Origin of the sequence: Paenibacillus sp. HWE-109 (genome assembly GCF_022163125.1) — a bacterium.
In the GTDB taxonomy this organism is placed as follows: Bacteria; Bacillota; Bacilli; order Paenibacillales; family NBRC-103111; genus Paenibacillus_E.
Window position 1 is genome coordinate 7,213,235 of record NZ_CP091881.1, and the last position, 21,584, is coordinate 7,234,818.

Consider the following 21,584-nt stretch of genomic DNA (forward strand, 5'->3'; position numbering starts at 1 on the left):
TACTTGTTCTCATTTCACCTATACTTATTTGAGAAGGTTTGTCAATAAATAGGTTAAAGGAGTGAGATAAAGTGATACTAGACAATTTAAATTCCCACGAAAGTACCCAGGTCCTTAAAGAAAATTTCGTACTAGCTGCACTGGAGCAATCGTTGGCTATGATTGAGTTTAATATAGAGGGAGAAGTGCTTTGGGCGAATGAAAACTTCGCGCAAGCGATGGGCTACCAAGTAGCCGAGCTTCCCAAGATGCACCATCGAGAGTTTTGCTTGCCTGAATATGCCCAGAGTTCGAAGTATAGGGATCTGTGGCATAACTTAAGAAATGGGGTTAAATTTCAGGAGAAAATTATTCGTGTGGGGAAAGACAGCAGAGCTCTATGGCTGGAAGCAACCTATATGCCTGTTTACAATGATGAGGGGCAGGTTGTTGCTGTCTTGAAAGTAGCTACGGATATAACATCGCGGGAAGCAGCGGCTACCCAAGTAAGGAACGAACTGCAGCAAATGGCAGAGAATCTGCTTGCCCGTACCGAGGCGGGGATCCAACGCAGTCAGCAAGTAGCATCCACCATTGAACATGTAGTTAAGGACAATGAGAACAACCTGAACTCTCTGATGGACCTTGAACGTCAGACCAAAGTCATTCGCGGCATTGTCCAGACGATCCGGGATTTTGCCTCACAAACAAATCTACTCGCTTTGAATGCGACAATTGAGGCGGCCCATGCCGGTGAGCACGGACGTGGTTTTAACGTTGTGGCAACGGAAGTCCGGAAGCTTGCTCAGAATGTTCAAGTAGCTATTAAAGAAATTCAAATTACGGTGAACGCTATTTCTGAACAGGTTAGTCAGGTCAGTCTTGGCACAACAAACTCCCAAAAGGCAATTATCATTAGCCAAAATCAAATCCAACAAGCGGTGGACGCTTTTACCGACATTGGTGAAGCAGCTGAGAGTTTGGATGCCCAGGCTAAAACTTTGAGCGATTTGATTTAAGGGTTACTACTGAAGGGGCCCTCCCGCAAGACAAAGACCTTAGGCAAGCCCCCTCCCCAAATCATTATTCCATGCAAATGATCACCTTTCCGCCTAAAAGCCACTCGATAACGCCTATTGAGTTCAATAGATCGCCAAAACAGCCATTTTTTCGTCTATAAGCATCATCCAGTTCATTAGAATGGACAGATCGGCTAGGCGTGCTCAGCTTCAAAGGCAGTTGCGGTGGACGCAAAAAAAGAAGCTAAGCATATACAAGCTGCTTAGCTTCTTTTTCATTATCGTTACTTAATTGATCCTAAAAGAGTATTTAATTCTGGATTAGCTTGCAATACGTGAAGCAAAATAGTTAAAGCTTCAGCTCTTGTAGACTGTTTGTTCGGCGAGAACAACCCATTGCCCATTCCGCTGATAAGACCCACGGAAGCTGCCGCTTCGATTTGTTCTTTGTTCCATACGCCATTAATGTCCGTAAATGCAGATGTTGTTGGCACGCCGCCTGCTGCTTTGATCGTTAGAATTTTACTGATCATAGAAATAATTTCTGCCCTCGTAATTTCTCTATTGGGCTTAAATGTACCGTCTTCGTACCCAGAAATGATTCCGTTCGCGGTTAAAGCATTAATGGACGATTCTGCCCAATGACCCGAAGCATCGCTGAGTTTATTGCCAGATCCCGAAGTCGTTAAATTGAATACTTTGGCAAGAATAGTCGCGAATTCGGCGCGTGTAATACTTGCATTAGGACGGAAACTGCCATCCGCGTACCCATTAACGACTCCAAGCTTAACGAAAATAGAAACCGTTGAATCTGCCCAATGGGAAGCAGTGTCTCTAAATTTAACATTTGGTGTTGTCTTCGTTTCTTCTATTTTTTTGTTGAGATTCGCTAAAACTTCAGTAAGTTTAACGACGGTATCGTTGAACTTAACTTCTGGTTTAGTCTCTGGTTTAGTTTCTGGTTTAGGATCTGGTTTAATTTCCGTAACAGGTGGAGATGTGGAAGGGCCGCCACTTGGTGGCGTAGAAGTCTCCTCCCGATTCAACACTGTAACAACCGCACTAGCCTGTATAGCTGCATCCTCAACAGATGTTGCCGTCACTGTGACAGTACCCGCCGACATCCCCGTCAGCAAGCCTGTGCTAGTAATGCTAGCGTTCCCGGTTCCCTGACGAAGCGTCCAAGTAATACCAGCGTTTGTTGCATTATTTGGCGTTATAACTGCATTCAATTGCAGTGTATTGTTTACATACACAGTGTAAGTAACACCGCTAACCGTGATGCCTGTTACAGGCACAACCACTGGACCGTTCTCCCGCCATTTGGCATATAAAATAGTATCGCCTGTTATTGTAAATGGCGCCCCTGCTGCATAGCTAGTACCGCTGCCATCTGCACTTGTGTTCCATCCTGCGAAGGTATAGCCCTCTTTCACTAAATCTAAGGCTTGGCTATAAACATTAACCGTTTTTCCTTTATAATAGGAGCTGTTATCAGTCGGTGTAGTTCCACCCGTACTACCGTTTCCATTGTATTCCACAAACAGCTGTACATTTCGCAAATAAGGATATCCGTTATTTCGCGACGCATGTATCCCCCATATGCTTGCAAAGTCCCATTGCACATAGGTTTGTTGTGACTTCATTGCTTCCGTTGTTGCTCCGGTTCCTTTCCCGGTATCCGATCGACCTGTTGTCTCGATGTTATAGAAGCTATCCAAGATTTCAGTGCCAGAGTAAGGCGTCAAGCCACCTAGATTGTTAGGACTACTATTAGGATGTCCTTGCACACTACCAATGGCATAAGAATTGCTAATAGTTCCATTATTAAATCCAGTTAAGCCACCAATCCCATAATATCCATACGCAGTTCCTGTGGCATAGGAATTATTGATGACTCCATCACTACTGTTGCTTCCTACTAGGCCACCCGCCGTATAATCACCACTTGCATTTGCGCTTGAAAAACTGGTACTTACGATCCCCTGGTTTTCACCAACCAAGCCACCTACTGTAGAGCTGCCCTTTACACTCCCTGTGACGGAGCTTTTACTAATGGTTCCACCATTGTAGCCAACCAAGCCACCTACATTAAATCCACCATGTACTTCTATATTTTCTAAAATGATATTGTTTAGTTCACTATTTGAAAGCGTCACTCCGAAAAGCCCTATGTAGCTATTTCCAGAACGACTAATTACTAAATTCCTAATGGCAAATCCATTGCCATCCATGTTTCCTTGAAATCCTACTTCATTATCACCAATTGGCATCCAACCGCCATCAACATTTGGGAATGATGTAATGTTAGCTATTAATTTATAATAAAGATAGGTATCCAAATGATTTCTAACCTCATCAAGCTGCTCAGCATTTGCAATTTGAAAAGGATCTTCGAGCGTACCTGATCCACCAGCAAAGGCTACTGGAGGCGGTTGAATCGTCATTATCTTAGATCCAGAAGTTGCTGTTCTGTCGTTTGCAGCTGCCTTTACGGTCACAGTACCCGCAGAAGTTCCTGTCAATACACCATTTGCATTAATGGTAGCCGCACCAGTGCCATTTTCTACCGACCAAGTGACAACCTTGTTAGTTGCCTCTACAGGTAGTATTCCTGCACTCATAGCTAGCGTGTCTCCTACTCTTAAAGAAGAAGCATTGCCGCTGGTGCCTATATCAATAGCAGTCACAAGATTAGTCCCTGTATAAAAGGGATCATTGGAAATTAACTTAGAACCAGAATACAAAGAAATAGGTTTGGAGTGAATATCACTAATATTGGATTTAATCATGAAAGTCACTACTCCGTCGACTGTATACCAGGAATATCCTTGGTCTACGGTGTCCCTCCGTGTATAAAAGCCTCCATTATTCTTATCATCGGGATCTGTATTGAAGAAAGTTAAACTTGAATCTGCTGAATGAGCAAATATTTCCGTGCGATCACCGCTAGGCTGGCCATCCACATCATAAACCGCAAAGGTTACATTTACGTATTCACCAGAGGTTTCTGGTGGTTTAGCTAACTTGACATGATTTGCCCCATTTACAGGTTTTCGTGCATCAATCCCGCTCACGATTACAGTTCCCCATGTATTTTGAGGATAGGAGTAATCCGGAACCCAGCTCACTATGCCATCACTTACATATCCACCTACAAATGTTTTGCCCCCCGTATTATTTACTGTTACTGCAGACGCTCCTGCCGTGTAAGGTGCTTGAGCTATGCTTCCATCAGAAAATCTGACAAATAACTGCTCGGAGTTACTAAGTTTATCACTCGGAAAGTTAAATATTATTGCATTTATGGTACTCACACAGCCACTTAGTACAACCAAAATGAAAGCCGAAAGTACAAATAAACTCCGTAATGAAAATCGTTTCATCGTTATTTTCTCTCCCTCTATTTATAATACAATCACTATACCAAACCCCAATGACGGCAAAATGACAAACTTCGACAACAAAAAGAGCCCATCTAAGATGGACTCCTCTTCCTCAAACTCATATATTACAACCCCGAAAGCAACTGTGTATACAAATCGGCAGCTTCGTGAGACGGCTTAATACCGATTTCTCGCTCAAGTGTCTCAGCATACTGCGCATACTGCTTGATCAGCGCCTCTTTGTTTTCTTGCAAAGCCAAGGCCCTCATCAGCAGAAGGAACGATTCCTCGTCTAGTTCGTTGTTCGTCATAAGCTTGGACAACAAGCGGATGGCCGCCTGCGCCTCTCCCTTGTGCAACAAAGCGACACTTAGACGCTGGGTCAAGGAAGTGTACATTAACGATAGTCGTTCGATCTCATTCCAGGCCCATCCGAAAGCACGGTCACCGAACAGATCACCCACATAGAGCTGCTCAAGCTCAAGTGCTTGTTCAAGATTCGTCTCATCTACGACAGCAATTTGTCTGCAACCTTCTTCGAAGGTCGAGAGATCCACTTTCACATGGTTTAAACTAAGTGCGTAATGATTGCTATCCGAATACAAACTCTCCTTCAGTCCAAATGCTTCTAATACCTTGCGGAGCTGATAGGCGGTGGTATTCAGGTAAGTTTCGGCATTTTTTTGCGGCATTTCGCCAAACATATCTTCAATTAGCCTCGCTCTAGATACTAATCGTCCTTTGTGCACAACTAGATAGCCAAAAAGCTCCGCGCTTTTACTTGATTTCCATTTGGCCCTCACACCCAATGTACTTTGAATGTCGATACCACCAAAGCAGTTGAACTGCACTTCATTCAAAGTAGGCTCCCGCTTTTCGTGGAGTGAACGTTTTGAATATTTGTCATCCAAAGCTCTTTGAACCGTCTTGAAAAGCCTCTCCTGCTCAACGGGCTTCACAATATAATCAAAAGCAAAGACATCGAAGGCAAATAGGGCGTATTCTTTGTGAGAAGTGATAAAGACAATATTCGTTTCTCTGCCGCTTGCCCGTAAGCGTTCAGCGAACTCGAGACCATTTTCTCTTGGCATACTGATATCTACGAAAACGAGATCCACCTCTTGGTTCATCAAGAAGGAAAAGGCTCCAGCCGTCTCCAAGAAACTCCCGACAATTTCAATGTCCGGATATCTGGCTAGCATTCTTTTCATAATTAAATGCATCGCCTTCTCATCATCAATAAGAATAACCTTCATCGCTGTCCTCCTCTGGCTGGTAGTTGGGTTGGGACCTCAGGAGGGGTCGGGATGGAGAAATAGAAGGTGCTTCCTTGCGCAGGCGCACTGTCAAACCAGATTTCCCCCCCATTTAAGCGGACGAATTCTCTGCATAACGTAAGTCCTAGACCAACGCCTCGCTCCCCCGCCGTACCCATTGAAGAGATAGGATAGAACTCCTGAAGCAGCGTACTGGCTTGGTCAGTCGGGATTCCCTCTCCTGTGTCACTGACAGAAACAATAATTTTATCCTCTGCATGCTCGGTTCGCAAACGAATCGTACCACCAAGTACTGTAAATTTGATGGCATTAGAGAGCAGGTTGCGAATAATTAAATCCAGCATTTCTTTATCGGCATACACATACGTATCTTTCGGAATTTCAGAAATAATCTGTATCTGCTTACTCTCACTGCGAACGTGCAATAATCGCAAACTAGTCTGGACCGCTAAAGCAAGGTCCCTTTCCACTGGATTAAAAATTATTCCCCCCCTTTGACTACGAAACCAATCCAGCAAACTTTCTACCAAAATGAAAGTATTCTGAATTTGCTGACCCATTTCACGAACGATCTCCTCATGATCCCCGTTACAATCCTGCATGTCATCTTCCATTAACTCCATCAGATTGATAAGTACGGCTAGCGGATCGCGAATATCATGGGCTACTACATTAAACATTTTATCTTTAAAAGTATTAAGCTCACTTAACTGCCTAGCGTTATCACGCAGCCTCTCTTCGGATCGTACCACTTCCGTTACATTGCTGATTAAAATCATTTTACCTGCCGGTTTGTGTTGAATATCTGTAATGAAAGACATATGAACATTATAAAACTGCTCGTCCGTTGAATCCGTAAGTTGAATTTTACTAGCCATAGAGGGGCCTTGTACGATCTTCTCAAGCAGCACAGGGTAGGAGTTGAATAACTGAACGGCAGGCTGTCCAATCCATTGATGGCTGAGACCTCGAATGACACCAACAGCAGATTGGTTGAAGCTCGTTAGTGTGTTATCCAGATCAAACACCATAACTGCGTCCTGCATGGAGGCGAACACTTTTTGGAGCGCCAACGGGGCTAATCTCAGCATATTAAATTGATAAATCCCCCATAGAAAGAATACCCCGGAGAAAATAAATCCGAATGGCGATATATCGATTGGCATGTAGATAATGCCGCTTAAATAGACGAGCGTAAAGCCGTATGGTCCCCATGATCCGATGATCATAAAGGCGATTTGCTTTTTCATACGAGGGGTAGCTTTGAGAAACATTTGGATCAGAAATACCATACCTACTACGAAAAAAGAGTAAGAGTACACGACATGAAGCATGTATAGTGGCCCCTTCTCCAAGACAGCCAGCGGGAACCCTTCTGAATAATCTAAGGTCATGCTTTTATAAAATAAATGATGCCACTTATTCGTGTTATGGGAGATGAAGGTAATCATTGGGACTATCATGAGAAGGCCAATAACCCATTTGTTGATATATTTTTGTCGACCTGTATATTGCAGAACGAGAATAAACCAAAGGATGGTACCGAAAGGTATACCGATATATTCAATCCTTAGCCAGAACCGGATCTGATCTAATGTCGTACTGACAATTTCAAAAGCATAACCGAATGTATAAAACGCGCCCGTCAGCAAGCCGAGACCATAGCTGATCGCGATCGGAAGCTCTCTTCTCTTCCAAGAAAGGTAAGTAATAACCAAGGAGCAGCAGGTTGCCGCCATTAATAATACAGATAAATATAAATTGTAGCTCATAGATGACAGCCCCCGTGCAGATAGTAAACGATCGTTCTGCACCTCTATCTTATCAGAGTTTTCAAATAACATGTAAGAAAATATATGATCTAATTTCCGCTTCGCACACCAACAAAAAGAGAGGCAATCTAAAACCAGTGACGGTTTTGTACTGCCTCAACTCTATTCATTCCCACTCATCCCTTTGATCCGGTAAATCACATTCCGTTCCTGTTCATGGTTCATGGTTTCGATGCGCTTGTTGAGAAAAAAGGCATCGATCCAACTCCACAGTAGAGATCCGCTTAATAGACATATTGAAAGCCATAACAGAAAGTAGCTAAACGCTTCAATATCTGTGTATACGGCTAACAGTATGATGCCTAGGGTTGGAACAATCGTAGTCGCAAACATGATGCTTGCGTACAAATAGTTCTCTGTATAGAACCTGTGTGCTCCAAAAAAATGCAATCCTGCCCATAGACCCCAAACGATTTCCTTGGATTTCCTCTTCTTGAGTAATTCCGTTTCCAAAACGCCAAGCTCTTCCAGAGTTAAGGTGCGTAATAGGTTTAGGTTATCCATTGATTATTCGTTCAACCTATCCTGCAGCTACTTCTGAATTAGCTCTTGCATGACTGAGTAGTCGAATTTCGGAAACAATGTCATTCTCGATTCGTTCGTTCGTATCTCTGATCATGCCGGATATCAGGAATAGATCAATTAATGTCCAAATCCCCAAACCACCCAGTGTCAGCAACATCGCAACCCCTGTTCCAACTTTGCCCAGATAGAAACGGTGACCCCCGATACCACCTGTAAAGAACCAAAGCAACCAAGCAATACCACCCGATTTTTGTTTTTTGCTCATTTCGGATGCTAGCAACTGAAGCTGCTCCGTTGTTAAGTTTTGCTTTTGCAAAAGTGACGACATGTTTCGACCTCTTCTCTCAATAATGGTTAAATTATACAACGTAAAATCTACATATAATATCAACGTTTGATTAAATTTGATAAATTTTTCACAAAGATTAACTATTTAGCACCTATTTTTGCTACCAAATACCTAGGAAATTCTTTTGACATAGCCCAACTCCTTGAATGATATGACTCCGATTCCAATCTATTTCAGACATAAAGACCCCCTCAGTTCCGTGATGGAATTGAGGGGGCCTTGGCTTTTATCGCTTAATGGCGGCAATAATTATTTTTGGATAAGCTTCAATGCGAGAGCTTGCTCCTCTGTTAGAATGAATTCTTCCTTAGGCCAGAATTCCTCATCCTTATCTCTGCCGAACAGGCGGAGAATTTCCTTCCAAACACCTTTTTCCATTGCTTCTGAAGCAGAAATCATAATTTTCAAAGTGAACACCTCCTGCCCTCACTATAAATGTTGGACGACTCCTAAATCAACTTAGGATACGCGTCGCCATTGGCGATTGCTCTTTGCACCGTCCTGACCAGCCTCTCCGACCTGATAGGTTTTAATATATAATCATAGGCATTAACATCAAAGGCGGATGAAGCGAACTCGGTGTACGATGTAACAAATATAAGCCGCATCAGGTGACCGTTGGCTCTTAATCGTTTGGCAAAATCAAGTCCACTCTCGCGCGGCATGCTAATATCTATACATATCAAATCGACTTCATGATTGTTTACATATGAAAATGCGGTTGAAGTCTCCTGAAAGGTACCCACGATTTCAACCTCATTCACCTTGGCAAGCATTCGTCTCAGAATGAGATGCATGGCTTTCTCGTCATCGATAATAACAACCTTCAAGTAAAAAACTCCCTCTCCCCGCGCTGTTCGAATATTCGCTATTCTGCTGGATTTAGTATACTGCATGCCAATGATGGCTAAATGACAGAAACTTTGCCGTGTGAATCGAATACCCACTTTATGAAATCAGCTTCACTACCCTGAGAGATGAGCTTCTTGCCAGCAACAATTCCTATTAAGGGAACTCTGGGACGCTATTTGGGCAAAAAGCGGGGTTGCAAGGGTCCTAGCGGAACTACAGGGTCTTATTTCCACGAAAAGTGCTGAATTTCCCTCACAATAGCAAAATAGCGAACTGTAGTTCCCTCAACCTCGCTATATTGACACTTTTGGCTAGAATAGCGCCCTGTAGTTCCCTCTCCGCGCGAGGCTGGATTCTTCTTGATAAAATTTTTGATCGCTTCTACAGCGCGAATCAATCCCGCTCCCGCGAGCATCGCGACTACGGTCTGGGACTCGCTATCGCCAAGTCCATTGTCGAGCAGCGTAAGGGTAAAATTTATGCGAAGAGCGTGCTGAATGAGAGCACCTCGCTCTATGTTCAGCTCCCTTAAAAGAAACAAGAGGCCGCTCGCCAGGTTTTAACCTGTTGAGGCAGCCTCTTCTCGTTTTATTTGATCTTTACTCCTGCCAAGCTTCCCCCTTGTACAAACAAACGTTGAATGTTGGCTTCAACTGTAGGATCAGCAATCAGCGGCGGCGCATGATGCGGTTTAATACGGGCATCGATGATCAGATTGTCACAGCCCCAATGTTTATTGTCGTAATAACTGTTTACCCCGTGAATATCATGGGAAGGATTGCTTCGTGTGAAAGTCACCCACAGGAAATTATTAATGGTTTCACTTAGGAAATCACTATCGTCACACAGGATAATCATCGGACAGGATGGCATTGAACCTTGCAGCTGCAGGTTTGCGCTCAGTTCCTGCCATTCCTTTTGCGCATCCTCATACGTAGCAAATTGCGGGCCTTGCAGCGCTACGATCCCTGGCATAATGAAACGTGGGTTCGTGAACGTCGGCAATCCTTTCAACGGTTCCGGAACTTCTGCACACAAGTCTCTGATCTTCTCACCGCTCGCAGCAAAAACCACTTTGCTCCCCTGGTTCAAGCCAGTGCCCGAATAATCCAGCGTATCGATGGTTGTATGGGTTTGAAAATGAATATCCCTGTGCAGATCGATTCTCTCTAATATATAAGCTAAAAACTGAGACTCCTTATGGCTATCCAAAGGTTGCTTGTCCTCAGCCGTAATAAATAAATACTTGGCCAAACTAAGCTGTCCGGTTCCTAGAATACGATTCGCGATGGTCAACAATTCCGCTGGTTGCTTGACTTGTTGGTAGGGCGTATATCTCTCACTGCCAATCGCAAAAAGCAGCGGATGCACGCCAGCCGCATCTACAGCATGCACTTCTTTGACACCAGGAATCTCCTGCTTGATGGCATCTCCAGTTAACTCGTGAATCAACGCACCGAATGATGTGTCTTCTTGAGGTGGACGTCCGACCACTGTAAATGGCCAAATGGCGTTTTCCCTTGCATAAACCTTGTGCACCCGCATTAACGGAAACTCATGTGTCAAGCTATAGTAACCCAAATGGTCGCCGAAAGGCCCTTCTGGCTTGGTCTCACCCGGATAAATGTCGCCTGTGATTACGAAATCAGCATCGTTGCTAATACAATACCCGTCTATATAGCTATAGCGAAAGCGTCGCCCCGCCAGCATACCTGCAAATGTGACTTCGCTTAATCCCTCCGGCAGCGGCATTACCGCAGATAGCGTGTGAGCAGGAGGCCCTCCAATGAAAATACTAACTTTCAAAGGCTCGCCTTTCTTCGTCGCTTTGTCTTGATGAACCCCAATCCCGCGATGAATTTGGTAGTGAACGCCAATTTCCTTATTCAACTCATAGTCATTCCCATTCAACTGTATCCGATACATGCCCAGATTAGCGTTCATAATTCCCGCGTTGTCCGGATCTTCACTATAGACCTGGGGCAGCGTGACAAATGCGCCTCCGTCCTTCAGCCAATGCTGGATGAGCGGCAAATCCGAAATGTTAATTTCCTGCGCACTTACAGGTAAACTCGAAGATTTCTTCAAAGGCAGCGCTTTGACAGCCGTTAACCCGTTACGAACATGAGTAAAAGGGTTTTTTAGCGCCTTGATCGGATCTTGCCTAAGGGCAATAACGTTCTGGACATCCTCCCAGTTTTTGCGGAAAATAAACTTACTTCGCTCCAAAGTCCCGAACAAGTTAGAAACAGCCCTGAATTTCGACCCTTTCACCTTTTCAAATAATAGGGCAGGTCCGCCCGCTTCATACACTTTCATATGGATGGCAGCCATCTCGAGATAAGGGTCTACCTCTTCCCCAATACGAACCAAATGGCCATGTTTCTCCAAATCAATCAGGCATTCTTCTAAGTTTTGATACATATCAGTAACTCCTATGTGTAAGTCATTATATTTTATTATACCCGTTCTTTTGCGCGACGTCTTCTTTGGCCTCCTGATTATGAGCAAAAGCCAACTCCCAAACCCGCAGTCCTAGTAGTGAGAAAACCGGCTTCCCCACCCTGAAAGATGAGCCAATCAAACACGACAAATCCTGTTGAGGGGAACTCTGGTACGCTATTCGGGCAAATAGCAAGGATGCGAGGGGCACAGCGGAACTACAGGGTCTTATTTTCACGAAAAGCGCTGAATTTCCCTTCAAACAGCAGAATAGCACTCTGTAGTTCCCTCAACCCAGCGATATAGACACTTTTTGCTAGAATAGCGTATTGTAGTTCCCTTACCTTCGCACGAGGCAGCTGGAGCAACTCCATGTTCCCTCCATAAGAAAAACCCAGCCTGCGGCTAGGTCATCCAGTCCATACACCTTGAGGCAAGCCCAAGCCCTCTAGCGAACTCAATACCCTTTATTCGGCCAAAATCGCTCATTCTGAAATTCTAACGAATCCCAGAAGCTCTATTACAACCAAATGATCACCTTTCCGCCTAAAAATTTGCTCGATAGCGTTAATCCAGTTCATTAAATCTCCAAAGTAGCCATTTTCCGCTCTATAAGCATCCTACAGTTCATTAGATGCCCTTTGGAACCGCAGACCTTCCAAAGCAAAGAAATCTGCGGTTGGACACCAATAAATTCAAAAAAAGCCCCTTCTCAGGGCTTCGCAGCATTTTAAACAGCTATCATTAGGTTCTCCCTGTGGTCCTACCCTTCCGTTTCACCTCATACATCGCCTTGTCCGCACTATTCAGCAACGTATCCACGTCATCGCCATCACTTGGAAAAAAGCTAACCCCTAGACTCAGGCCGATCGGAATCGCTGCTCCCTCGTGCATGAAGACATCCTGAATAAACGTTTGCTGCAGTTGGTTCAGCTTATCTCTTACAAACTCAACCGAGGAAATTTCGTTTAGAAAGAAGACAAACTCGTCCCCGCCAAATCTAGCCGCAACCCCTTGCTGGGCAGCAGATTCATTGATTAATCGGGCCGCGTGCTGCAAGATCTCATCGCCGACCTTATGACCATATGTATCGTTCGTCTCTTTAAAAAGATCCAGATCGACAATGATCAGAGCCAGTTGCTGCTGACGCACTCTTGCATCTTGAATCGCTTCCTCCAATTTTTCGTAGAAGAATCTGCGGTTTGGCAAAAGAGTGAGAGGATCATGGTAGGCCATGAACGTAATCACTTGCTGGTTTTCCTTCTGTGCTGTAATGTCGCGAATAATTAAAATAACATGGGGCTCGTTATCCACCCACACATAATCTCCATCTATAAGCACATCGATTCGCTTCTCCTCCGTGCAGATGGTCGTCTCGAAATCACTAATAGCTTTCCTGCTTTGTATATGATCTTTCGCTGCTTCTCCGACTAAATCGTAAAAAGTAACATGCTTCAACTTCATAAGTTGAAATAACTGCTTCGCGCTAGGATTGACTTCCTTCATCCGCCCATGCTGATCAAGCAGCAGAATAGCCGCGGGGTTCAAATTGAATAGTTTCTCATACTTCTTATCGATAAAGTTAAGAAAATCGAATTTGATCATAGCAAGTCTCAGCGCAAAGCACCAGATCAGGCCTGCATAAATATAGGGATAAGGTGGAAGGGCGTCACCAAAATCCAAGTAACCGGTTAGAGCCGTCCAGATAAGAACAAGACTTGCGCCCCTGCTTAGCACATTATAGATAGCTTTGCGCTCCACTGTACTTGCATTCGATTTGCCCCTGGCGATCATAAGCAGGAACAAAGCACTGACGACCAGACTGACGGTTATAGTAATAAAATACGGCTTATCCAAGATAGGCATTTTCCAAACACCTACTTGATTGAAAAGTGCTGTAGAAATAATTCGTTCCTTACTGAACAAGTTAATTAATACGACAATAACCGGTATATAGAAAACATACGGATAAATATATTTCGGCATCCGTCTATCGAGTCTGGCAAACTTAGATAAAACATGAACACCGATACCCGGTATAAGGATGCCTACACTCCCAAACCACTTCGCTGCAAGCACACCACTATATGCGATAGGAAGCTGATACCGAATGAATTCTTCCAGAAACAGGAGGAAATAAAGGCCGATCATGACGCTTACCAATCGATGCTCAGAGCTCTTCGTATTGCGCAGCAGCACATCCAACCCCATATATAAGAAGAAAAGGATTGGCAGCAGGTAGGTGAAAATTGGGATTAGCGCTTCTGTTAAGTTCATTCCGCCACATCCCTTCTTACAGAATCATATCTTAATCGTTGCGAGTTGCCAACCTCTGACTTCTACAGCAAAATCCTGTTCTCCAATATGTTTTTCATACTGATATGAGACTTGGAGGGTCCTAGTTTGCTCAGAGAATCCTGGAACTCGGCGAGTTCCTCTATGGAAGCGGTCTGCACTTTAATGAGATAATTATATTCTCCACTTATGCGATATAAATCCGTTACTTCCTTAGCTCCTTCACAGAAATCCACAAGCTCCTGGCAGTGTTCCGTTTTTATGAGAATAAACGTAGTTGTCCCCCGGTTCAATTCCCTTAATTGAAAGACCGCACTATACCCGGAAATAACGCTCTTCTCCTCCAGTTTGATCATCCGTTCCTTCACAGAGGGCTGAGACATCGCTATTTCTTTGCTAATTTGCGAAACCGTCATTCGCGCGTTGTGCTGAAGCAGCTGCATAATCTTTCTATCAATGTCATCTAGATGATGATCCAAACCTAACGCCTCCTATGATAATCCACAAAATAAGATATCTTATCTAAAATGCCTTATATTTAATGACTATATCATATTAAAATGCTTATTTTTCACATATATTTTACATTTTCGACTGTTTATAATGAATACATCTTAGTTAAGGAGTGATGATAGATGAGTATCAAAGGCCTTGCCCATGTAGCCATTCAAGCCAAAGATTATAACGCAACTATTGCTTTCTATACTGAAGTTTTAGGATTCAAAATAGGCCATTCTTGGAGTCTGCCTGCTTTTCATATCAAAGAAGCTTCCATGCTGGTTTCCCCTGACCGAAGAACATGCATCGAGGTTTTTGACAATGAAGCGGTCATCCCCGCGCAAGGCAAGAAAGCGTCATCCGAAGATGAAATCGCTCATGGAGCGCTGCTGCATCTCGCCTTCTATGTGGATAATGTCGATGACATATACCAAAAAGCTCTTGCTCATGGAGCAAAAGCTTTTATTGAACCAAGTCGGCTTTCTCTCGGCGTGCCACCGCTTGAAGTAAAGAATGCCCTTGTGCATAGTCCCAATGGAGAGGTTATTGAGTTTATTAAGGATGTTGATTTTGATCTTTCTACTACGAACTCCTACAAATGAGCTTGACCGGGAAGCTTAGTGTCGTGTCCAACTTTGCCAACACTCCTAGCTTCCCTGTTCAATAGCTCATCCGTTCGCAGGCATTCCATACCCTTCCTGCGGACCTCGATTAGAACTTCCTTCAACCCTGCGATCATCTGCCGCGGCGCATCTTCATTCGCCCCAAGTGTATCGCCGCTATCGTGAAGTACGATAATGGAGCCAGGCTTAATCCTTCTCAATAAGTTCATCTTTAATTGTTCTACGCTGACCGCTGGTTTCCAATCTCCAACCATGACGGACCAGAGGACAATTCGGTAATTTTTTCTCATCAAGATAAGATCACCTATATTAAGGAGCCCCCATGGCGGTCGATAGACAATGGGTCTCTCTCCTGTGATTCGTTCCACGATATCCGCTGTGCGGTCTGCTTGCTCGCGTCTATTCGCCCAGGGGGACAAGATCCAATTGGATCGATGAATGTAGTTATGAATACCGATTTGGTGCCCCTCCTGATGCATCCGCCGAATCAATTCAGGGTGTTCTTCCGCCTTTTTGCCGAGTACGAAGAAAGTAGCTTTCACGTCATGCTCCTGTAGCAAATCCAGCAAATCAGGCGTATAGGAAGGATCTGGCCCGTCATCGAAAGTAAAGGCAACGCCCTTCCCTGCTTTTCCTTTGGAGAGGACGCCCCAACCGCATATGCGGGTAAGAATAAAGGGAACCATCGTATAAAGAATCATGGCATCCAGGGAAACAATCATTAGCATTCGTATCATGAAATCGCCTCTTCCTTCCTTCGATTCTGCCGTTCCTGATGACCATTTTCACGTGATATGAAACGCTCCTTCAGAGCTTGCTTGCTGATCAAGAGCCTCATCGGAAACAGCTTCTCGCTGCTGTTTTGCATCTGTTGGTTGCCCTCCGGGTGGAGGACACGAAGCAGAAGGCGCAGATATCTCGTATAAAATCGTTGTTGCCACTTGGATTCTATAGGATGTTGTTCAAACCCTATGCCATGAATGATCCCGCGGTGAAGCAGGGTTATTCCTGTTAGAGCTTGAACCTTCAATAGCTCTGGATGACTATCCAGTTCTAAGTTAATTTGCTTCATGGCATCCCGAAACATGCGTGCTATCCTCAATCCAGCTCGATCTGCACCGAACGCACGTGAAAGCCGCAGCACCTGCCGGTTATCCAGATGAAGCTCGCCTACCCAATCCCCGACAACTATCCTATGCCCATCTTGACAGATCATGCTCTTTCCTTGATGCTGCCTGACCAACAATTTACATATACCGTATTTTTGCACGGACTTACTGCGAAATCGGGTCAGGATATCAAATATATGTTCCCAGACAATCCACAGGGATTGTAAAGATATCTTCATAAGTGATGACGTTGACATACTCTTTTCCTACTCTCTTTTTTGGTTTCGAACAAAGGATCCAACTATGCGGCGCGTGTAGCCGCCAACCCACTTTACCAGAATGCTGCCTAAGTAAGGACCGATCCATAGATATAAGACACCTGCAAGCATGACGAGGAGTGAGGCACCAAATGTTCTAATTTCCATTCCGACAAAGGTAAGATCAATCCACAAATACATAACAGGGGCCAACAAGAAGATAAAGGGTGCTACGTAGAAAAGCACAATACAAATGAGACAGACAAGCCCAATAACGAATTTCAGCATCAGCCAGAAAATCGCTTTCCAATTCCGAGCATCCAAGAACTCCATTTTAACCTGTTCCCATAAACTCCCTTGTGTTCTTGATCGACTTGGCATATCGCAGGTGGAAATATCGGTGTAGATTTTGGTCTGAATCCGCTCGTATTGTACAAACCTGCTAGTCGTGCTTAACACATAAGAGAGAATAGGAAGCCCCACCAAGGTGAATGCCATTGCGATACCCAAGGTTATGCCTACTAAATAAAAGCACAAGTAAAACAGCCCTGTCGCAAAAGTAAGCAGTAAAAAACAGAAGTTTCTCATATGTTTCCGGATGATTTGGTTCATGTTATCTCTCCCTCTGTACTCGGTATACCGCTTATGCTAGCGCTTAGGATGTATAATCGACCAGTGCCATAATGTCATATGACGAAATCCACGCGGTAATCCCCCCAAAAAGCCAAATAAAAACACCTTTCGTCTACTTCCTGAAGGAATGTATAGAAGGTGTTCCATGTTCACTATTCGGTTATTGCCGAGATCCGTATGCTTTCTGCAGTGCTTCTTCACGGTTGCTGACACCCAGCTTGGCATAAATCGTAGAAGCGTAATTCCGCACTGTACCGTCGGACAAATACAGCTTGGCCGCGATTGATTTATAGCGCAGCCCCTTCGAAAGGCATTCCAAAATTTCGATTTCCCGCGGAGTTAACCCATACTCGTTGGGCTTCTCAGCCGGCGCCACGGCATATGGAGGCAAATCATAGTTATCAATCAATACATTTGTAATATCAGGTGTAATCATTTTGACCCCGCGGTGAACGAGACGTATCGTCTCAAACAACTCCTGCGGTTCGGTCGATTTCAGCAAATAGCCATCCGCTCCGTTGCGCAGCGCCTCAACCGCCCTGTCTGTTTCTTGGAACGTAGTCAAGATTAACACACGTATTTCCGGCCACTTCATCTTAATCTGTTTGGTTGCCTCCGCGCCATTCATACCAGGCATATTCAAGTCCATCAGCACCACATGAGGTCTCATTTGCTCACACAAAGTTATGGCAGCATCGCCATCCTGTGCCTGGCCTACAATTTCAAAATCTTGTTCTCTCTCCAAAATAATTTGAAGACTATCTCGGATGTAAGGCTGGTCATCAACCAGCAATAATTGAACAGTTCCCGCTTGAAATTCGACGATTCTTGGCAAATGGCACGTTACCAACGTCCCTTCTCCAGGTTTGGCATACAAATTAACCTGTCCTTGCAAATTAGCAGCACGCTCTTTCATAGCATTCACTCCAAAACCTGCTTGCAAGTTCTCCGTACCTAACCCATTATCCTGCACTTCCAACCTGATCTGTTTCTCCTCATACTGCAGCTTGATCTCGATATCACTAGCCTGCCCATGACGTACCGCATTGGTTAAAGACTCCTGCAAGCACCTGTATAAGGTCATCTTGGCCTGCTTGGATACCGCATACGCCTCCCCGAACGTTCGGATGCGAACCTTCACCTTGGAGAACTTCTGAAAGTCATCGACTAGTTTCTGCAGCGACTGAATAAGGGTCGATCTATCTTCTGGAGAGTCAACTTGATGCAAGTATTGACGAACCTCTTCCAAGCTATTGCGTGTAACCTGCAACAAGGCTTCCACTTTTTGCTCCCCATCCGTGACAGTCACTTCAGAGTGCAGCGTCTCCAACCCCATGATGATGGAGGTGAACGCATGGCCCATCGTATCGTGCAAATCTTTGGACAGCCGATTTCGTTCCTCGACGAGCGTCATCTGCTCCATTTGCGAGATATACTGCTCCAACACCGCATATTGGTCTTTAATAATGCCATTCTGCCGATGGTTCACCACTAGCAAATGAAAGGCAAACCCCACCGTGTAAATCAGTCCGAAATTCAGGATCATACTTAACGTTGATTCTTGATGTGTAAGGTTGGCTAACAAATATGGAATCAAAATGATCGTAATAGGACCTGACCACCAATATGACTTTTGCGCACTGTTGCTGGCGATCATGAATGCGGGCGCCAAGAAAACCAAATATGAATCAGGGAATAACGATGCCAAATACAAACAATATCCCCCGGTAAGAACCAACTCAGCAATCAGATAATACTTGTAATGCAGTTGCAAACAGAACCACGGAGCGGAGAATGCGATGATTCCCCATAACAGCGTAATCCAGAACGGAATTGTTAGAAACTCAGATACATATCCCACAGTAACTAATATTGAAAAAAAGAAGGCTATGCGAATCAGAAAAACCATCCAATCGTACCAAAACCAATGTTTGACCAGGTTAAACACTACTTTTCCCCCTAATAACTCTGCTGACTTACCTGCTATTATAAGGTAACCCTTAACATGCTTACTAGTTACAAAGGTCATAAGTTGATGTGACTATTTGAAGAGGGATGTCCAAGCTGCTACATCGTTTGGGTTTAGCTTACTAGAAGGTGACGCACTCCCCTGCACCCTCAGGTAGTCACCTTTCTTGACCCAAAAATATTGTCATATTACAATTGCTCTCATTTCGAAAAAAGCCTATACACCTGAGGGTACTGAGTTAGTTGTTTCAGGACAGCAAACTAGCAAGCCTGTAACAGAAACCAAGGCGAATGTTACGCTTGACGGCAAGGATGTCAAATTTACTGCCTATAACATCGGTGGTAGCAACTACTTTAAGCTGAGAGATATCGCTCAGTTGATGAACATCGGCGTTACCTGGAATGCGGAAGCCGGTTCGATCGGCATCGACACCACAGCAGCTTACACAGAATAAGGCTTTCTAGCCGCCATGCATGCATTTGCGCCTATTAAACGGAAATAAAGAGCATACCTCCTACTGACGTAGGTGGTGTGCTCTTTATTTTGTAGCTCATCATTTCCCAAGGAAGCTTTTCGCAATAAACGCCAAATGAGCGTCCATTGATACAGCATCATTGTAATATGAACCTTCGGCATTGATATGGAAAATGTGATTCTCTTTCACGGCAGGGAGGCCCTTCCATAAGTTGCTGCCATAAACAACATTCGGATCACCGTTGTCCCATCCCCAATTGCTCGTAAAGATATAATCGCCAGCAAATTCGGGCAGTTGCTCAAGGGATAAATCGGCGTAGCCTTCATGTTTATCAAGGACTTTTTCCTTAATTATCTTGGGGGCTTTCAAGCCAAACTCCCCATAGAGAATTTCCCCGCCTCTGGCGTAAAAGTCACCAAATGCATAGATCCCTTTGGCATAAGGCTGAAGGATTGAAACCGTCCTGTCGCCTACAACTTTTACAATTTGCGGTTTGTATTCATTGATTTTCTTGTCCCACTCTTTCAACCAATTGGCTGCCTCTTGCTCCTTTCCTGCAAGCTTTCCGTATTCGAGCATCTGCTCTTTGTAAGAATATTTGCCATATTCTAACCGAATAACCGGAGCAATCTTGTCGAGCTCTTTGTAGGTCTGCTCCATGGTTGGAGCAGCAACAACAATGATAAGATCAGGCTGCATGCTCAAAACTTTCTCCGGGGCAAAGGAGTCGCCAACCGTTTCAACCCCGTCCATCATACCCTTTAGGAAAGGATTCTTAAGTAAATCAACTTGAACACCTACCGGTTTGACGCCAAGCGCCAGTAAATTACCCGTAAAACTACCCGTCAGATCTACAATCCGTTGGGGATTCGCCGGTATAACCACGGTCCCTTGACTGTCCGTATAATTTTTAGTCGCTGCAGTGGGTGAAGACTGCGTTGAATTTGCTTTCGTTGAATTCTGTCCTGACACGGCTTTCCCTTCTGTGCCAGCGCTGATATTTCCCGTATTCGTTCCGCCTGCACAAGCACTGAGAAATAGTGTCATGCAAAATAGCAACGTTACTGCTGCCATAGCGGCAGGTCTTCTTTCCTTATACATACGTAAATCTCCCTTTTTAATTAAGTGATAACGATTCTCATATCCATTATCACTATAACGAAGAGGCAACCGCGATACAATAGCAGATCGGGAACGGACACGGGGCAATTTCAGAACTGAATCGCTACGCCTTTGCTTCGATCTAAATAGCGCAGGCGGTATCCCATAGTACTTCTTGAAGCTGCGGCTTAACGTATGCGCATCCGGATAGCCCACCAGCAAGGCAATTTCTTGCAACTGGGCCTCTGTATCCGTTAAAAGCTGCGCGGCCTTACCCATACGAACTTGCGTGAGAAAACGCATAGGGCTTTCATTCATTTCGTTCTTGAACAATTTGGTTAAATACCTCGTGCTGCAATCAAGTAAATCCGCCATCCTATCCAGGCTAATAGGTTCCATATAACGCTCATTCATGAACCGAAGCACCTGTGAAACCAGATCAGGCTGGACAGGTTGGATTCCCTGGCGCTGCATCTGCCAGAACAGTTCATGAACAAATTGGTAGAACAACGTTCTCGCCTGAAATTTATTCAACGGCTCTGACTTCATCCACATTTCAAACATACGTTCGACCTTATCCAGCAAAGAGAGCGAATACAACGGTATGAAACCATACTGAATCTGAAATGGCCTGTTCGCCGCTATGAACCTCACCCATTCCTGCGGGGCTGGCAAAGACAGCTCAGCTTTGTAAATGATCAAATAATATTCAAACCGCTCTTCAACGGAAATATCAAGACGTGCGCCCTTACCGCCGTGCAGCACTTGAACCCCGTTCACCGTATGCTTAGCTTCATCCAGCCAAATCTCCGCACGCCCGCGAACGGCACATAGGAATGTACTGGCCGGAAGATAGTATTCTCGCAATACTTCCCCTTGCTCCAGAAGCTTATAGCGTACATCCATCATTTTGAATGAAGCATGGTTCCATAGCGTAATATGCTCATTTAAATTCATCGCAGC

The 21,584-nt window shown here is 44.5% G+C and carries 19 protein-coding genes; 4 read left to right on the plus strand and 15 right to left on the minus strand.

All coding sequences use genetic code 11. The features are described 5' to 3' along the window. Positions 1–71 precede the first annotated feature (71 nt). A complete protein-coding gene (locus tag LOZ80_RS39235; RefSeq protein ID WP_283214714.1) occupies positions 72–998 on the plus strand; it encodes a methyl-accepting chemotaxis protein in 927 nt (308 codons plus the stop codon). A gap of 284 nt (positions 999–1,282) precedes the next feature. Here the strand turns inward: LOZ80_RS39235 and LOZ80_RS30925 are convergent, their stop codons facing one another. The 7 genes from LOZ80_RS30925 to LOZ80_RS30955 form a co-directional block, all read right to left on the minus strand. Then, complete coding sequence (locus LOZ80_RS30925; protein WP_238168195.1) at positions 1,283–4,384, minus strand: S-layer homology domain-containing protein; 3,102 nt, start codon at positions 4,382–4,384, stop codon at positions 1,283–1,285. 125 nt (positions 4,385–4,509) lie between these two features. After that, positions 4,510–5,640: a response regulator gene (locus LOZ80_RS30930; RefSeq protein ID WP_238168196.1), complete on the minus strand. Its 1,131-nt coding sequence runs from the start codon at positions 5,638–5,640 to the stop codon at positions 4,510–4,512. Then, the gene (locus LOZ80_RS30935) at positions 5,637–7,433 is read right to left on the minus strand and encodes a sensor histidine kinase (RefSeq protein ID WP_238168197.1); all 1,797 of its coding nucleotides are present in this window, start codon (positions 7,431–7,433) and stop codon (positions 5,637–5,639) included. The genes LOZ80_RS30930 and LOZ80_RS30935 overlap by 4 nt, the downstream gene beginning before the upstream one ends. 162 nt (positions 7,434–7,595) lie before the next feature. Continuing rightward, positions 7,596–7,997 (minus strand): NINE protein, encoded by a 402-nt coding sequence (locus LOZ80_RS30940; RefSeq protein ID WP_238168198.1) that lies wholly within the window; start codon positions 7,995–7,997, stop codon positions 7,596–7,598. Positions 7,998–8,013: 16 nt separating this feature from the next. Next, a complete protein-coding gene (locus tag LOZ80_RS30945) occupies positions 8,014–8,346 on the minus strand; it encodes a TM2 domain-containing protein (protein ID WP_238168199.1) in 333 nt (110 codons plus the stop codon). A 270-nt stretch (positions 8,347–8,616) separates the two neighbouring features. Next, a complete protein-coding gene (locus LOZ80_RS30950; RefSeq protein ID WP_189013566.1) occupies positions 8,617–8,775 on the minus strand; it encodes a hypothetical protein in 159 nt (52 codons plus the stop codon). A 41-nt stretch (positions 8,776–8,816) separates the two neighbouring features. Further along, on the minus strand, positions 8,817–9,197 hold the full coding sequence (locus LOZ80_RS30955) for a LytR/AlgR family response regulator transcription factor (RefSeq protein ID WP_238168200.1): 381 nt from the start codon (positions 9,195–9,197) through the stop codon (positions 8,817–8,819). 260 nt (positions 9,198–9,457) lie between these two features. On the opposite strand from LOZ80_RS30955, the gene LOZ80_RS30960 reads away from it, so the two are divergent. Then, positions 9,458–9,751, plus strand: a complete 294-nt coding sequence (locus LOZ80_RS30960; RefSeq protein WP_238168201.1) for an ATP-binding protein — start codon at positions 9,458–9,460, stop codon at positions 9,749–9,751. Positions 9,752–9,807: 56 nt separating this feature from the next. Here LOZ80_RS30960 and LOZ80_RS30965 read toward each other — a convergent pair whose 3' ends face one another. The 3 genes from LOZ80_RS30965 to LOZ80_RS30975 form a co-directional block, all read right to left on the minus strand. Continuing rightward, positions 9,808–11,643 (minus strand): UbiD family decarboxylase, encoded by a 1,836-nt coding sequence (locus LOZ80_RS30965; protein WP_238168202.1) that lies wholly within the window; start codon positions 11,641–11,643, stop codon positions 9,808–9,810. 762 nt (positions 11,644–12,405) lie between these two features. Further along, a complete protein-coding gene (locus LOZ80_RS30970; RefSeq protein ID WP_238168203.1) occupies positions 12,406–13,938 on the minus strand; it encodes a sensor domain-containing diguanylate cyclase in 1,533 nt (510 codons plus the stop codon). 62 nt (positions 13,939–14,000) lie between these two features. Beyond that, a complete protein-coding gene (locus LOZ80_RS30975) occupies positions 14,001–14,435 on the minus strand; it encodes an Lrp/AsnC family transcriptional regulator (protein WP_238168204.1) in 435 nt (144 codons plus the stop codon). A 156-nt stretch (positions 14,436–14,591) separates the two neighbouring features. On the opposite strand from LOZ80_RS30975, the gene LOZ80_RS30980 reads away from it, so the two are divergent. Next, positions 14,592–15,056: a VOC family protein gene (locus tag LOZ80_RS30980; RefSeq protein ID WP_238168205.1), complete on the plus strand. Its 465-nt coding sequence runs from the start codon at positions 14,592–14,594 to the stop codon at positions 15,054–15,056. Here the strand turns inward: LOZ80_RS30980 and LOZ80_RS30985 are convergent. The 4 genes from LOZ80_RS30985 to LOZ80_RS31000 form a co-directional block, all read right to left on the minus strand. Continuing rightward, positions 15,047–15,814 carry a polysaccharide deacetylase family protein gene (locus LOZ80_RS30985; RefSeq protein WP_238168206.1) on the minus strand — a complete coding sequence of 256 codons (768 nt, stop codon included), beginning with the start codon at positions 15,812–15,814 and terminating at the stop codon, positions 15,047–15,049. The two genes, LOZ80_RS30980 and LOZ80_RS30985, sit on opposite strands and share 10 nt — an antisense overlap. Continuing rightward, a complete protein-coding gene (locus tag LOZ80_RS30990) occupies positions 15,811–16,443 on the minus strand; it encodes a YkoP family protein (protein ID WP_238168207.1) in 633 nt (210 codons plus the stop codon). Before LOZ80_RS30990 ends, LOZ80_RS30985 begins: the two co-directional genes overlap by 4 nt. Positions 16,444–16,452: 9 nt before the next feature. Further along, complete coding sequence (locus LOZ80_RS30995; protein WP_238168208.1) at positions 16,453–17,055, minus strand: sensor domain-containing protein; 603 nt, start codon at positions 17,053–17,055, stop codon at positions 16,453–16,455. A gap of 181 nt (positions 17,056–17,236) precedes the next feature. Further along, positions 17,237–19,024 carry a helix-turn-helix transcriptional regulator gene (locus LOZ80_RS31000; RefSeq protein ID WP_238168209.1) on the minus strand — a complete coding sequence of 596 codons (1,788 nt, stop codon included), beginning with the start codon at positions 19,022–19,024 and terminating at the stop codon, positions 17,237–17,239. A 187-nt stretch (positions 19,025–19,211) separates the two neighbouring features. Between LOZ80_RS31000 and LOZ80_RS31005 the strand changes: the two genes are divergently transcribed. After that, positions 19,212–19,499, plus strand: coding sequence for a hypothetical protein (locus tag LOZ80_RS31005; RefSeq protein WP_238168210.1), 288 nt, complete (start codon positions 19,212–19,214; stop codon positions 19,497–19,499). Between the two features lie 99 nt (positions 19,500–19,598). Here the strand turns inward: LOZ80_RS31005 and LOZ80_RS31010 are convergent, their stop codons facing one another. Continuing rightward, positions 19,599–21,578, minus strand: a complete 1,980-nt coding sequence (locus LOZ80_RS31010; RefSeq protein WP_238168211.1) for an AraC family transcriptional regulator — start codon at positions 21,576–21,578, stop codon at positions 19,599–19,601. Between the last annotated feature and the right edge of the window lie 6 nt (positions 21,579–21,584).

Coding starts and splice junctions, on each gene's coding strand:
- LOZ80_RS30925 (WP_238168195.1), bottom strand. CDS start 4,384: ATGAAACGATTTTCATTACGGAGTTTATTTGTACTTTCGGCTTTCATT.
- LOZ80_RS30930 (WP_238168196.1), bottom strand. CDS start 5,640: ATGAAGGTTATTCTTATTGATGATGAGAAGGCGATGCATTTAATTATG.
- LOZ80_RS30935 (WP_238168197.1), bottom strand. CDS start 7,433: ATGAGCTACAATTTATATTTATCTGTATTATTAATGGCGGCAACCTGC.
- LOZ80_RS30940 (WP_238168198.1), bottom strand. CDS start 7,997: ATGGATAACCTAAACCTATTACGCACCTTAACTCTGGAAGAGCTTGGC.
- LOZ80_RS30945 (WP_238168199.1), bottom strand. CDS start 8,346: ATGTCGTCACTTTTGCAAAAGCAAAACTTAACAACGGAGCAGCTTCAG.
- LOZ80_RS30965 (WP_238168202.1), bottom strand. CDS start 11,643: ATGTATCAAAACTTAGAAGAATGCCTGATTGATTTGGAGAAACATGGC.
- LOZ80_RS30970 (WP_238168203.1), bottom strand. CDS start 13,938: ATGAACTTAACAGAAGCGCTAATCCCAATTTTCACCTACCTGCTGCCA.
- LOZ80_RS30980 (WP_238168205.1), top strand. CDS start 14,592: ATGAGTATCAAAGGCCTTGCCCATGTAGCCATTCAAGCCAAAGATTAT.
- LOZ80_RS30985 (WP_238168206.1), bottom strand. CDS start 15,814: ATGATACGAATGCTAATGATTGTTTCCCTGGATGCCATGATTCTTTAT.
- LOZ80_RS30990 (WP_238168207.1), bottom strand. CDS start 16,443: ATGTCAACGTCATCACTTATGAAGATATCTTTACAATCCCTGTGGATT.
- LOZ80_RS30995 (WP_238168208.1), bottom strand. CDS start 17,055: ATGAACCAAATCATCCGGAAACATATGAGAAACTTCTGTTTTTTACTG.
- LOZ80_RS31010 (WP_238168211.1), bottom strand. CDS start 21,578: ATGAATTTAAATGAGCATATTACGCTATGGAACCATGCTTCATTCAAA.